This window comes from Kitasatospora sp. Ki12 (genome assembly GCF_054601375.1).
In genome coordinates this window covers 163127-176923 of record NZ_BAAIHT010000003.1, presented here as the reverse complement: position 1 = coordinate 176923, position 13797 = coordinate 163127, and the positions used below count along the sequence as shown (strand labels likewise).

General features: G+C 74.0%; 10 protein-coding genes. 9 read left to right on the top strand and 1 reads right to left on the bottom strand.

Annotation, left to right across the window (positions count from 1 at the left end):
* Nucleotides 1-485: 485 nt before the first annotated feature.
* The 7 genes from ACYP53_RS31545 to ACYP53_RS31515 all read left to right on the top strand — a co-directional run bounded on the left by ACYP53_RS31545 (nucleotide 486) and on the right by ACYP53_RS31515 (nucleotide 9754).
* Nucleotides 486-1517, top strand: coding sequence for a LacI family DNA-binding transcriptional regulator (locus ACYP53_RS31545; protein WP_229929313.1), 1032 nt, complete (start codon nucleotides 486-488; stop codon nucleotides 1515-1517).
* A 345-nt stretch (nucleotides 1518-1862) separates the two neighbouring features.
* The gene (locus ACYP53_RS31540; protein WP_189926716.1) at nucleotides 1863-3557 is read left to right on the top strand and encodes a ribulokinase; all 1695 of its coding nucleotides are present in this window, start codon (nucleotides 1863-1865) and stop codon (nucleotides 3555-3557) included.
* Nucleotides 3557-4225 (top strand): L-ribulose-5-phosphate 4-epimerase, encoded by a 669-nt coding sequence (locus ACYP53_RS31535; RefSeq protein ID WP_189926714.1) that lies wholly within the window; start codon nucleotides 3557-3559, stop codon nucleotides 4223-4225. The genes ACYP53_RS31540 and ACYP53_RS31535 overlap by 1 nt, the downstream gene beginning before the upstream one ends.
* 11 nt (nucleotides 4226-4236) lie before the next feature.
* Nucleotides 4237-5745, top strand: a complete 1509-nt coding sequence (gene araA, locus ACYP53_RS31530) for an L-arabinose isomerase (RefSeq protein WP_459649955.1) — start codon at nucleotides 4237-4239, stop codon at nucleotides 5743-5745.
* Between the two features lie 143 nt (nucleotides 5746-5888).
* Nucleotides 5889-6977, top strand: coding sequence for an aldose epimerase family protein (locus ACYP53_RS31525; RefSeq protein ID WP_459649954.1), 1089 nt, complete (start codon nucleotides 5889-5891; stop codon nucleotides 6975-6977).
* 656 nt (nucleotides 6978-7633) lie between these two features.
* Nucleotides 7634-7837 (top strand): cold-shock protein, encoded by a 204-nt coding sequence (locus ACYP53_RS31520; protein WP_030918248.1) that lies wholly within the window; start codon nucleotides 7634-7636, stop codon nucleotides 7835-7837.
* A gap of 372 nt (nucleotides 7838-8209) precedes the next feature.
* Nucleotides 8210-9754, top strand: a complete 1545-nt coding sequence (locus ACYP53_RS31515; RefSeq protein WP_189922235.1) for a DEAD/DEAH box helicase — start codon at nucleotides 8210-8212, stop codon at nucleotides 9752-9754.
* 62 nt (nucleotides 9755-9816) lie between these two features.
* Here the strand turns inward: ACYP53_RS31515 and xylA are convergent, their stop codons facing one another.
* Nucleotides 9817-10989, bottom strand: coding sequence for a xylose isomerase (gene xylA, locus ACYP53_RS31510; protein WP_459649953.1), 1173 nt, complete (start codon nucleotides 10987-10989; stop codon nucleotides 9817-9819).
* A gap of 95 nt (nucleotides 10990-11084) precedes the next feature.
* Between xylA and xylB the strand changes: the two genes are divergently transcribed.
* Nucleotides 11085-12515 (top strand): xylulokinase, encoded by a 1431-nt coding sequence (gene xylB / locus ACYP53_RS31505; RefSeq protein WP_459649952.1) that lies wholly within the window; start codon nucleotides 11085-11087, stop codon nucleotides 12513-12515.
* Nucleotides 12516-12528: 13 nt separating this feature from the next.
* On the top strand, nucleotides 12529-13797 hold the full coding sequence (locus ACYP53_RS31500; RefSeq protein WP_459649951.1) for an ROK family transcriptional regulator: 1269 nt from the start codon (nucleotides 12529-12531) through the stop codon (nucleotides 13795-13797).

Here is a 13797-nt window from a genome sequence, read left to right as displayed (position 1 = left end):
GTGTTAACGCTCACAACCATGACGTCAAGAGGCGTCGGATCACCGTTGGATAGCGGTTCGCCGCGGTCCGGTCCGACCGGACGCGCTCAACCGGAACGGGAGGTCCCGGCGGAGTTCTCCCGGGTGAGGGTCCGGTGAAGCATCGGTGAACGGCGGGGCCGGTACGGGCTCCGGATCTCCTTGCCGGCTGCCCGGCGGCGGTCCCGGCGCCCGGCCGCGCACGGTTCCACGACCCGCTCCGGAGGGTGTGACCCGGCCGCGAAGCGGGAAGGCGTCGGAGGCGTCGGGATCACGGACCTTCGCCAGGCGTGTCCGGCCCGGTCTTTTGGCGGTTGGGGCGAACCCGTGAACGCACACCCGCCGCAATGGCCAGATGTCCGGGGCGTGAAGGGCTGGTAAGAAGAGGACCGTCGTTCGAACCGAGGGTGACGGATTGGCCTGGACCTGGTCGCGTACTGTGGTCACAGCCGAGGAGGGGACTGTTAGTGGGAACCGAGAGTGCCGGGACGGAACAACGCCAGCCCGTGATGGCGGACGTGGCGAAACTGGCGGGTGTGTCCCACCAGACGGTGTCCCGGGTGCTCAACGGCGCCCCGCACGTCCGGCCGGACACCCGGGACCGGGTGCTGGCCGCCATCCGGGAGCTGGACTACCGGCCCAACTCCGCCGCCCGCGCCCTGGTCACCCGTCGCTCGCAGACGCTCGGCGTGGTCAGCTTCGACTCGACGCTCTACGGGCCCGCCTCGATGCTGGACGGCATCGAGCAGGCCGCGCGCAGCGCCGGGTACTTCGTGAGCGTGACGAGCCTGCGCTCGCTGGACGGCCGTTCGGTCCAGGAGGCCGTCGACCGGCTGCGCGACCAGGGGGTGGAGGGCGTCGTGGTGATCGCGCCGCAGACCTCCGCCGTCAGCGCGGTGGCCCGGCTCTCCAGCTCGGCTCCGGTCGTCGCGGTCGGATCGGGCAACCAGACGCAGGTGCCCATGGTGTCGGTGGGCAACCGCTTCGGTGCCGGAGAGGCCACCGGGCACCTGCTCGACCTGGGCCACCGCACCGTGCACCACCTGGCGGGACCGGCCAACTGGCTGGAGAGTCAGGACCGCGAGGAGGGCTGGCGCCTCGCGCTGCAGGCGGCCGGCGCCCCCGTACCGGACGTGGAGCGCGGCGACTGGAGCGCCCGGTCCGGCTACCAGGCGGGGCTGCGGATCGCCCAACTGCCCGATGTCACCGCCGTCTTCTGCGCCAACGACCACATGGCACTCGGCTTGCTGCGCGCCCTGCACGAGGCCGGGCGGGCGGTCCCGAACGAGATCAGCGTGGTCGGCTTCGACGACATCCCGGAGGCCGCCTACTTCACCCCGCCGCTGACCACCGTGCGGCAGGACTTCGGTGAACTCGGCAGGCGGGCCCTGGAGTTGCTCGTCGGAGAGCTGGAGAGCGCCACGCCCTCCCCGGCTCACGTGCAGATCTCCCCGGAGCTGGTGCTGCGCCGCAGTGCGGGGCCCGCCGTCCGGCGCTGACCACCGGCGGGGCCGGCGGGGGGTTCGATGTAACGCCCGTGTGTCCCTGGTCGCGCACGTGGCTGCCGACCAGGGAACTTCCCTTGACATGGATGTTGTTAGCGTTAACAATTCCGGTGAGCGTTAACAACGCCTCCCGAACTCCGCCGGCCCGGGCGCTGATACCCCCGTTTCTGAGCGCCCGGCCGGCGGTCCAAGCGTTCCGCCCTTCATGAGGGAGAGGTAGCGGAACGAAGCCTGTCGCCGGCGCGCTCCCCCCCTGCCCCGGTCACGGACCGCGCCGGCGACAGGCGACACCATTTGCTCACGGCGTCAACGCCGTTCCCCCGTACGAAGGATGAGCACGTGACCGTCAATCCCGCCACCCCCGATCCCGACCGCTACGTCGTCGGCGTCGACTACGGCACCCTCTCCGGCCGCGCCGTGGTGGTCCGGGTCCGGGACGGCGAGGAGGTCGGAACCGCCGTCCACGACTACCCGCACGCCGTGATCGAGCGCGAACTGCCCGGCACCGGACGGCTGCTCCCGCCCGACTGGGCGCTGCAGCACCCCGGGGACTGGCGCGAGGTGCTGCGCACCGCCGTCCCGGCCGCGATCGCCGCCGCCGGCGTCGACCCGGCGCACGTCATCGGGATCGCCACCGACTTCACCGCCTGCACCGTCCTGCCGGTACTCGCCGACGGCACCCCGCTCGCCGAGACGCCCGAGTGGACGCCCCGCCCGCACGCCTGGCCCAAGCTCTGGAAGCACCACGCCGCCCAGGGCCAGGCGGACCGGATCAACGACCTGGCCCACGCCCGGGGCGAGAAGTGGATCTCCCGCTACGGCGGCCGGATCTCCGCCGAGTGGCAGTACGCCAAGGCCCTCCAGGTGCTGGAGGAGGACCCGGCCGTCTACGGCGCGACCGCCCGCTGGATCGAGGCCGCCGACTGGATCGTCTGGCAGCTCACCGGCGCCGAGAGCCGCAACACCTGCACGGCCGGGTACAAGGGCATCCACCAGGACGGGAGTTACCCGAGCGAGGACTACCTCGCCGCGCTCCACCCGGACTTCGCCGACTTCGCCCGCACCCGCCTGGAGCACCCGCTCTCCCCGCTCGGCTCCCGGGTCGGCTCGCTCACCGCACGGGCCGCCGAGTGGACCGGCCTGCCGGAGGGCATCGCGGTCGCCGCCGGAAACGTCGACGCCCACGTCGCCGCCCCGGCCGCCCGCGCGGTCGACAACGGCCGGCTCCTCGCCATCATGGGCACGTCCACCTGCCACGTCGTCAACGGCGCGACGCTCGCCGACGTCCCCGGCATGTGCGGCGTGGTCGAGGACGGCATCGTCGCCGGCTCCTACGGCTACGAGGCCGGCCAGAGCGCCGTCGGCGACATCTTCGCCTGGTGGCTGCGCCAGGGCGTGCCCGCCGACTACCTCGCCGAGGCCGAGGCCAACGGCGAGGACCTGCACCGGCTGCTCACCCGCAAGGCGTCCGCCCAACCCGTCGGCGGGCACGGCCTGGTGGCGCTCGACTGGATGAACGGCAACCGCTCCACCCTGGTCGACCACCACCTGTCCGGCGTGATCGTCGGACTCACCCTGGCCACCCGCCCCGAGGAGATCTACCGGGCCCTGCTGGAGGCCACCGCCTTCGGCACCAGGGTCATCGTCGAGGCCCTGGAGCAGGGCGGGGTCCCCGTCACCGAGTTCATCGTCACCGGCGGCCTGAAGAAGAACGCCCTGCTGATGCAGATCTACGCCGACGTGCTGCGCCGCCCGGTCTCGGTGGCCGAGTCGGAGCAGGGCCCGGCCCTCGGCTCGGCGATCCACGCGGCGGTCGCCGCCGGGGCGTACCCGGACGTACGGACCGCCGCCGACGCCATGGGCCGGGTGCAGCAGGGCGCCTACCAGCCGGCCCCGGCCGCCGCCGACGTGTACGACCGGCTCTTCGCCGAGTACCGCGCCCTGCACGACCACTTCGGCCTCGGTGCCGACAAGCTGCTGCACCGACTGCGCGACATCCGGAACGCCGCCCTCACCACCCCGAGCGAGGCATAGTGAACGCGACCATCGACCTCATCCGCCGACAGGTCAGCGACCTGCACCAGGAGCTGGTCCGCTACAACCTGGTGGTCTGGACCGCCGGCAACGTCTCCGCCCGGGTGCCCGGCGAGGACCTGCTCGTGATCAAGCCCAGCGGCGTCTCCTACGACGACCTGGCACCGCAGAACATGATCGTCTGCGACCTGGACGGGAACGTCGTCGAGGGCGACCACGCGCCCTCCTCCGACACCGCCGCGCACGCCTACGTCTACCGCCACCTTCCCGAGGTCGGCGGAGTGGTCCACACCCACTCCACCTACGCCTGCGCCTGGGCGGCCCGCGGCGAGGCCGTCCCCTGCGTGCTCACCGCGATGGCCGACGAGTTCGGCGCCGAGATCCCGGTCGGCCCCTTCGCCCTGATCGGCGACGACTCGATCGGCCGGGGCATCGTGGACACCCTCAAGGGCCACCGCTCGCCCGCCGTCCTGATGCAGAACCACGGTGTGTTCACCATCGGCAAGGACGCCAAGGCGGCGGTCAAGGCCGCCGTGATGTGCGAGGACGTCGCCCGCACCGTCCACCTCTCCCGCCAGCTCGGCGAGCCGCTGCCGATCGCCCAGGCGGACATCGACAGTCTCAACTTCCGGTACCAGAACGTCTACGGCCAGCCCCAGGCCCGGTGAGGAGCCACCCCATGAAGAAGCCCCTGGAGGGTCGCCAGGTCTGGTTCCTGACAGGTAGTCAGGGACTCTACGGCGAGGAGACGCTGCGCCAGGTCGCGGGGCAGTCCCAGCGGATCGCCGAGACCCTGGACGGCGACGCCGCGATGCCGGTCGAGATCGTCTGGAAGCCCGTGCTCACCGACGCCGCGGCGATCCGCCGGGTCTGTCTGGAAGCCAACTCGGCCGACGACTGCATCGGCCTGATCGCCTGGATGCACACCTTCTCCCCGGCGAAGATGTGGATCGCCGGCCTGGACGCCCTGCAGAAGCCGCTGCTCCACCTGCACACCCAGGCCAACGTCGAACTGCCCTGGCAGACCATCGACATGGACTTCATGAACCTGAACCAGGCCGCCCACGGCGACCGCGAGTTCGGCTACATCCAGTCCCGCCTCGGGGTGCCGCGCACGACCGTCGCCGGGCACGTCAGCGACCCGGCCGTGTCCGCCAGGGTCGCCGGCTGGGCCCGCGCCGCCGCCGGCCGCGCCGAACTGCGCGACCTGAAGCTCGCCCGCTTCGGCGACAACATGCGCGACGTCGCCGTCACCGAGGGCGACAAGGTCGAGGCCCAGCTGCGCTTCGGCGTCTCCGTCAACACCTACGGCGTCAACGACCTCGTCGAGGCCGTGGACGCGACGGCGGACGGCGACGTCACCGCGCTGGTCAAGGAGTACGAGGACGTCTACCGCCTCGCGCCCGAGCTGCGGGCCGACGGGGAGCGCCACGAGTCGCTGCGGTACGCCGCGCGGATCGAGCTCGGCCTGCGCGGCTTCCTCCAGAAGGGCGGCTTCAAGGCCTTCACCACCAACTTCGAGGACCTCGGCGGGCTGCGCCAGCTGCCCGGCCTCGCCGTGCAGCGGCTGATGGCCGACGGCTACGGCTTCGGCGGCGAGGGCGACTGGAAGACCGCCACCCTGCTGCGCACCCTCAAGGTGGCCGCCACCGGACTGCCCGGCGGCACCTCCTTCATGGAGGACTACACCTACCACCTGGAGTTCGGCCGGGAGCTGATCCTCGGCGCCCACATGCTGGAGGTCTGCCCGAGCATCACGGCGGCCACCCCCTCGTGCGAGATCCACCCGCTCTCCATCGGCGGGCGCGAGGACCCGGTCCGGCTGGTCTTCGACGCCGAGCCCGGCCCCGCGGTGGTGGTCGGCCTGGCGGACCTCGGCGACCGCTTCCGGCTGGTCGCCAACGAGGTCGACGTGGTCGAGCCGCCGGCGCCGCTGCCCAACCTGCCCGTGGCCCGGGCCGTCTGGCGGCCGCGTCCGGACCTGCACACCTCCACCGAGGCCTGGCTGACGGCCGGCGCGCCGCACCACACCGTGCTCTCCGGCGCGCTCGGGGTCGAGGAACTGGAGGACCTCGCCGAGATGATCGGCGTGGAGCTGCTGGTGATCGACGACGACACCAACATCCGCCGGTTCACCAAGGAACTGCGCTGGAACCAGGCCTACCACCGGCTGGCCCAGGGGTTCTGACCCCGCCGCGGCCGGCACCGGTGACGCCCGTCCCCCCGGGCGGGCGTCACCGGTGCCGGCCGCCCGACCGATGCCCGCAGTGCCGCGGTCCCGCGCAGTCCCCAGTCCCGCAGTCCACGGTCCCCGAGGAACGGAGCAACCCCGTGCCGGAAGAAGCACTCGTTTCCCAGGGTGAACTGTCGGTCTGCCAGGATGCCGCCGCCACCCTCCCGGACGGGCGGCCCGTCACCCGCTGGATCATCGGCTCGCCGGACGGCCTGACGGTGGAGGTGCTCGACCTGGGGGCCCGCCTCCAGGCCCTGCACGCGCCGGACCGGCACGGCCGGCGGGCGAACGTCGTCCTCGGCTGCGAGGACGTCGGGGACCTGCTCGGCGACGCCGCCTACCTCGGTGCCACGGTCGGCCGGTACGCCAACCGGATCGCCGACGGCCTGCTGCCGCTCGACGGCACGACGCACCGGCTGGCGACCCAGGCCACCGGGCACACCCTGCACGGCGGCCCGGACGGCTTCGCCACCCGGCTCTGGGAGGGCACTCCCGTCCGGGAAGGCCGGCGGGCCGGGGTCCGGCTGCGGCTGCACAGCCCCGACGGCGACCAGGGGTTCCCGGGGGCGCTCACCGTCGAGGTGACGTACCTGCTCGACCCGGCCGGCGCCCTGTGGATCGGCTACCGGGCGACCACGGACGCCCCGACGGTGGTCAACCTCGCCAACCACGCGTACTTCAACCTGGCCGGCGAGGGCAGCGGAACGGTGCTCGACCACCTGCTGCGGGTCGAGGCCCTCGGGTACCTGCCCGTCGACGGGGAGCTGATCCCGGTCGGCCCGGTCGCCCGGGTCGCCGGCACGCCCTTCGACCTGCGCGAGCCGGCGGTGATCGGCGAGCGCGTCGCCGACGCGGACCCGCAGGTCCGCCGGGCCGGCGCGGGCTTCGACCACAACTGGGTGCTCGCCGGGAACGGGTTCCGGAAGGTCGCCGTGCTGAGCCACCCGGCCAGCGGCCGGCGGGTCGAGTGCCTGACGACGGAGCCGGGGCTCCAGGTCTACACCGGCAGCCACTTCGACGGCTCGCTGACCGGCCCCTCCGGCCGCCCCTACCACGCGTACGCGGGCATCGCGCTGGAGACGCAGCACTTCCCCGACTCACCGAACCGTCCCGAGTACCCCTCCACCGTCCTGCGCCCGGGCGAGGTGTTCCGGTCGATGACGGTCTACTGCTTCTCGGCGGAGTAAGCGGACGCCCCGCCGAGGGGAACGGGGGGCGGTGGGCCGGCAGGGGCCCGCCGCCCCCTTTCACGTTCCTCGGGTCGCGACGAAGACCCGCACGTCCGTCATCCCGCTCGGGGACCTGCCCTTCCCGGTCTGAGCCGGCCCCGACGCGAGGCCTCGCGTGCCCCCGCACGGGCGCGCGGGGCCCCGCCCTTTTCTCACCGCCGGTCCGGGCCGGGGGCGACGGTCGCACAATCCCGCCGATACGGGCCAGGAGCGCCTTCCACGGGAATGTCCGGCGGAGGGAATTTCCGGCGCGGACCGTGAAAATCGCGCCGGCGGGGCGGGCGCGCCGAACCCGCGGAAAGTCCCCGCCGGGGCGCGGGCACGCGCCCAAGGGGCCTGCCACTGCCGCGTGTTCACGGTCCGCCCGGCCCGGAGCGGCTGCCCCGGGGGCCGGCCGCGGCGGAACCGGGCGCGGAACATCCCGCCGCGGCGGGCGGCGGCCTGCTACAGTCGACTTAGTTGCAGTAGTGGTTCCCATGAACTTTGTGTGCGCCTGCTGATGTATTGCAGGCGCGTTTTTGTTTCCCGGCTCTTCCCCGGGTGGGCGCTCCATGCGGTGACTCGAAGCCCGCGGTGTGCGTGGCTTCGAACAACCCTTTGAAGGAGATTTCTTTATGGCTAATGGCACTGTGAAGTGGTTCAACGCGGAGAAGGGCTTCGGCTTCATCGAGCAGGAGGGTGGCGGCCCCGACGTCTTCGCCCACTACTCGAACATCAACGCCAACGGCTTCCGTGAGCTGCTCGAGGGCCAGAAGGTCGAGTTCGACGTCACGCAGGGCCAGAAGGGCCCGCAGGCCGAGAACATTCGCCCGCTGTAGTTCTACTGCCACGGCACCCGCCTGACAGCGAGGGGCCCGCACCGCGCACATGCCCGGTGCGGGCCCCTCGGCGTGGGCGCCACGACGCTTTCCCCCGGCCGCTCAGGCCCCATGGCTCCGCCACCGGCGGCCATCCCCACGCGAGACGCACAGCGCCGCGTCCGGATCGGCGCCCTGCCGTGACAGTTCACGGTTCGAGGCCGTTCGCTCCCGCCTTCCGCGGTGAGCGCCGACCGCAGACGGCGTGCCGCACGGTTCCACCGTTCACGCTCCGCCCGTCACATTTTCCGGCCCGTTCCCTTGCGGTCTCCGCCCGGCGCCCCGCGCCGAGGAGCCTTCCTCGTGACGTGCCGCCCGAGGAAGGTCTCCCGCATGAACCGCTCCAGTCGCTCCTCGCACCACAACGCCGCCTCCCGGTCCGGTGGAGGGTCCTTCTACGGTGACCGGCCCGCCGGAGGCCGGCGCCCCTCCGGCCGGGGCGGGCGAGGGGGTGGCTCCCCGCAGGGCGAGTTCGCGATGCCGGTGAGCACCACTCCGGCACTGCCGCCCGTGGCCTCCTTCGCCGAGCTGGACATGCCGAAGGCGCTGCTGTCGGTGCTGACCCGCCAGGGCGTCACGGAGCCGTTCCCGATCCAGGCCGCGACGCTGCCGAACTCGCTGGCCGGCCGTGACGTCCTCGGCCGGGGCCGGACCGGCTCCGGCAAGACCATCGCGTTCGGCCTCGCCGTGCTGGCCCGCACCGCCGGGCAGCGGGCCGAGCCGGGCCGCCCGCTGGCCCTGGTGCTGGTCCCCACCCGCGAGCTCGCGCAGCAGGTCACCGACTCGCTCACCCCCTACGCCCACGCGGTGCGCCTGCGGATGACGAGCGTGGTGGGCGGGACGTCGATCAGCCGCCAGGCCTGGGCGCTGAACCGCGGGGCGGAGGTCGTGGTGGCCACCCCCGGGCGGCTCAAGGACCTGATCCAGCGCGGTGACTGCCGGCTGGACCGGGTCGCCGTCACGGTGCTCGACGAGGCCGACCAGATGGCCGACATGGGCTTCCTGCCGCAGGTGACCGAGCTCCTCGGGCAGGTCGCGGAGGGCGGGCAGACCATGCTGTTCTCCGCCACCCTGGACCGCAACGTCGACCGCCTGGTGCGGAGCTTCCTCTCGGACCCGGTCACCCACTCGGTGGACCCGTCCGCGGGAGCGGTCAGCACCATGGAGCACCACGTGCTGCACGTGCAGAACTTCGACAAGAACGCCACGATCGCCCACATCGCCTCCCGCGAGGGCAGGGTGATCATGTTCATCGACACCAAGGACGGCGCCGACCGCCTGGTGGACGACCTGCTCGCGAACGGGGTGAAGGCCGCCGCCCTGCACGGCGGAAAGTCCCAGCCGCAGCGCACCCGCACCCTGGAGCAGTTCCGTACGGGCGAGGTCACGGCCCTGATCGCGACCAACGTCGCGGCCCGCGGCATCCACGTCGACGGGCTCGACCTCGTCGTCAACCTGGACCCGCCGGGCGACCACAAGGACTACCTCCACCGGGGCGGCCGCACCGCCCGGGCCGGGGAGTCCGGCACCGTCGTCACGCTGGTGCTGCCCAACCAGCGCCGCGGGATGGCCCGGATGATGACGACAGCCGCCATCACCCCCGTCACCACCAGGGTCAGCGCCGGCGGCGAGGACCTGGCCCGGATCACCGGCGCCCGGGTGCCCACCGGCATTCCCACCGTGATCGCCGACCCGGTCGTCGAGCGGCCGCGCCGCGGCCCGTCCACGGGGCGCGGCCGACGCGGTGGCGGCCCCGGCCGGGGCGCCGGCGACACCCGGACCACCACCGGCCGCGACCAGCAGGGCTCCGCCGGCCGGGGCCAGCAGGGCTCCTCGGGCCGCGGCCGGGCGCCCGGGCGCGCCGCGCGCGTGGCGTAACGCCGCCTTCGCGGGCCGCCCGGTTGTACGGGCGGCCCGCCGGGTCGGGTGACCGGTTGGTCTCAGCGGGCGCCGAGGAGGTGCTCCATGGCCAGCTGGTCCAGCTGCTCGAAGGCCATGCCGCGCCGGGCGGCGGCGTCGACGTCGAACTCCTCGAAGGCGGAGCCGTCCGCCAGCAGCCCGGCCAGGCCGTCCTGGGCGGTGGGGAGGGCCAGTTCGGGCAGCCGGGAGGCGGTCAGCGCGGCCTGCACCTCCGGGTCGGCCCGGAAGGCGCGGGAGCGCTCGGCCAGCAGCAGGTAGTTGCGCATGCAGCCGGCCGCCGAGGCCCAGACGCCGTCGAAGTCCTCGGTGCGCGGCGGCTTGAAGTCGAAGTGCTTGGGGCCGTCGTAGCCGGCCGACTCCAGCAGGTCGACCAGCCAGAAGGCCTGCCGGAGGTCTCCCGCGCCGAAGCGCAGGTCCTGGTCGTACTTGATGCCGGACTGGCCGTTGAGGTCGATGTGGAACAGCTTGTCGTGCCACAGGGCCTGGGCGATGCCGTGCGGGAAGTTGAGCCCGGCCATCTGCTCGTGGCCCACCTCCGGGTTGACGCCGACCCGCTCGGGGCGCTCCAACTCGTTGATGAACGCCAGGGCGTGGCCGACCGTGGGCAGCAGGATGTCGCCGCGCGGCTCGTTGGGCTTGGGCTCGATCGCGAACCGCAGGTCGTAGCCCTGCTGCTCGACGTACTCGCCCAGCAGGTCGAAGGCCTCCTTCAGCCGGTCCAGCGCGGTGCGCACGTCCTTGGCCGCACCGGACTCCGCGCCCTCGCGACCGCCCCAGGCGACGTAGACCGAGGCACCGAGCTCCGCCGCCAGGTCGATGTTGCGGATCGTCTTGCGCAGCGCGTAGCGCCGTACGTCGCGGTCGTTGGCGGTGAAGGCGCCGTCCTTGAAGACGGGGTGGGTGAACAGGTTGGTGGTCGCCATCGGGACCTTCAGCCCGGCGGCGTCCAGCGCGGCGCGGAAGCGCTTGACGGTCTCCTCGCGGGTGGCGTCGTCCGAGCCGAAGGGGATCAGGTCGTCGTCGTGGAAGGTGACGCCGTAGGCGCCGAGTCCGGCCAGCCGCTGCACGGTCTCGACCGGGTCGAGGGCGGGGCGGGTCGCGTCGCCGAAGGGGTCGCGCCCCTGCCAGCCGACGGTCCACAGGCCGAAGGTGAACTTGTGCGCCGGGGTGGGGGCGAGCGGGTCGTTGGACATGGAGCGGCTCCGGATCGGTGCGCGGGGGTGTTTGTCAGGGCTCTCAACAAATTAGTATGCCGGGACGTCAGAAGGAACCCCCATCGGAGGAACGCATGGCTGAGCAGCGTGTCGTGATCGGCGTCGACAGCTCCACCCAGTCCACCAAGGCCCTCGCCGTCGACATCGACACGGGCACGGTGCTGGGCGAGGGCCGGGCCCCGCACACCGTCAGCGAGGGAGCCGGCCGGGAGAGCGACCCCGAGCAGTGGTGGCGGGCGTTCGGGGAGGCCGTCGCGGGGACGGGCTGGGCCGAGCGCGCGGCCGCCGTCTCGATCGGCGGCCAGCAGCACGGCCTGGTCACCCTCGACGCGGCCGGGGCACCGGTCCGCCCCGCGCTGCTGTGGAACGACGTCCGGTCCGCCCCCCAGGCCGCCGCGCTGCGGGCCGGGATCGGCCCGGCGGAGATCGTCCGGCGCACCGGCAGCCTGCCGACCGCCGCCTTCACCGCCCCCAAGTGGGCCTGGCTGCGCGCCAACGAGCCGGTCGCGGCCGACCGCGTCGCGGCCGTCCGGCTCCCGCACGACTTCCTGACCGAGCGGCTGACCGGGGAGGCGGTCACCGACCGCGGCGACGCCTCGGGAACCGGTTGGTGGGGGCCGGACGGCTACGACAAGGAGATCCTCGACCGCATCGGCCTCGACCCGGCCCTGCTGCCCCAGGTCCTGGTGCCGGGCGCGCCGGCCGGCGTGGTCCGCCCCGGGACGGCGCTGCGCGAGGGCGCCCTGGTGGCCGCCGGGACCGGCGACAACATGGCCGCCGCCCTCGGGCTGGGCCTGCGACCCGGGCAGCCGGTGCTCAGCCTCGGCACCTCCGGGACGGTCTACGCCGTCGGCCGGAAGCGGCCGGTGGACGCGAGCGGGACGGTCGCCGGCTTCGCCGACGCCCTGGGCGGCTGGCTGCCGCTCGCCTGCACGCTCAACTGCACCCTCGCCGTCGACCGCGTCGCCGCCCTGCTCGGACGCGGGCGCGAGGAGGTCGAGCAGGGCGGCACCGTGGTGGTGCTGCCCTACCTGGACGGCGAGCGCACACCCGACCTGCCCGGCGCGTCCGGCCTGGTCCACGGACTCCGGCACGACACCACGCCGGGGGAGCTGCTCCAAGGCGCCTACGACGGCGCCGCCCACGCCCTGCTCACCGCCCTGGACGACGTGCTGCGCGCGGGCGGCGAGGACCCGGCGGGCGACGAGCCGCTGCTGCTGATCGGCGGCGGCGCCCGCGGCCGGGCCTGGCAGCGGACCGTCCTGCGGCTCTCGGGCCGGGCCGTCCGGATCCCCGCCGCGCAGGAGCTGGTCGCGCTCGGCGCGGCCGCCCAGGCCGCCGCCCTGCTCACCGGCGAGCCAGCCGACGCGGTGGCACGCCGCTGGCGCACCGCCGACGGCCCGGTGCTGGAGCCCGTGGCGCGGGACGCGGACGCACTCGAACGGATCAGCGATACCCTGCGTCGGGCCGGGGCCTTGCAGGGAGCCCCGGCCGGGGACCGGTAGGAGGGGCGCGCGCGTGACAGTGGTCGGCAGAGCGAGGAACAGCCAGGGCAACGGGCCCGCGTCGCAGCAGGACATGCGGCGGCGCAACCTCTCGGTGGTCCTCGGCGCGGTCGCCGCGCACAACCCGCTCACCCGCCCGCTGTCCCGTGCGGACGTCGCCGTCCGCGTCGGCCTGACCAGGGCGGCCGTCTCCTCGCTGGTCGACGAACTGATCGGCCGGGGCGCGCTGACCGAGGCGGAGACCGCGCCCGACGGACGGGTCGGCCGCCCCGGACGCGCGCTGTCGGTGCGCGACCAGGGCCCGGCCGGCCTCGGCCTGGAGGTCGGCGTCACCCACCTCGCCGCGTGCGTCGTGGACCTGCGCGGCGAACCCCGGGTGTGGCGCCGGGTGGAACGGGCGAACGCCGGCCGGCCAGCCGGGGAGGTGCTGGCCGCGACCGCCGAGCTGGCCGCCGAGGCGGAGGCCGAGGCCCGCGGCCTCGGGCTGAGCGTCGAGGGCCGGGTCCTGGCCGTGCCCGGGGTGGTGCCGAACGAACCCGCCGGACGGGTCGAGCGCGCGCCCAACCTGGGCTGGCACACCGTCGGCGTCGCCGACCACTGGCCCGACCCGGACACCGCGCCCGAGCCGGAGAACGAGGCCAACCTCGGGGCCCTGGCCGAGTACTGGAACGCCGAACAGGCCGTCGAGACCTTCGTGCACGTCTCCGCGGACGCCGGGATCGGTGCCGCCCTGGTCATCGACGGGCAGGTGTTCCGCGGCGCCCGCGGCTTCGCCGGCGAACTCGGCCACATCCCCGTCCACCCGGACGGAATCCGGTGCGCCTGCGGCGCGCGCGGCTGCCTGGAGCAGTACGCGGGCCAGGCGGCCGTACTGCGCGAGGCCGGTCTCACGCCGCCCGGCCCGGGCCCGGCCGGCTCCGTGGCGGCCGGCGATCCGGCGGCCGGCGACCCGGTCGCCCTGCTGGCCGAGCGGGCGGGTGCCGGGCACGCCCCGACCCTGGCGGCGCTGGACCGGGCCGGCCGCGCCCTGGGCCTCGCCCTCGCGTCCGCCGTCGAACTCATCGACCCGGACGGCCTCGTCCTCGGCGGCACCTACGCCGAACTGGCCGAGTGGCTGCTGCCCTCCGTCCGCGCCGAACTCGCCGAGCGGGTCACCGTCCGGCCCTGGGCCCCGGCGGCGCTGCGCCCGTCCGCCCTGGGGCGGCGCGGACCCGTGCTGGGCGCGGCGCAGACCACGATCCGCCGGATCATGGCGGACCCCACCCTGCTCCCGGTGGGCTGA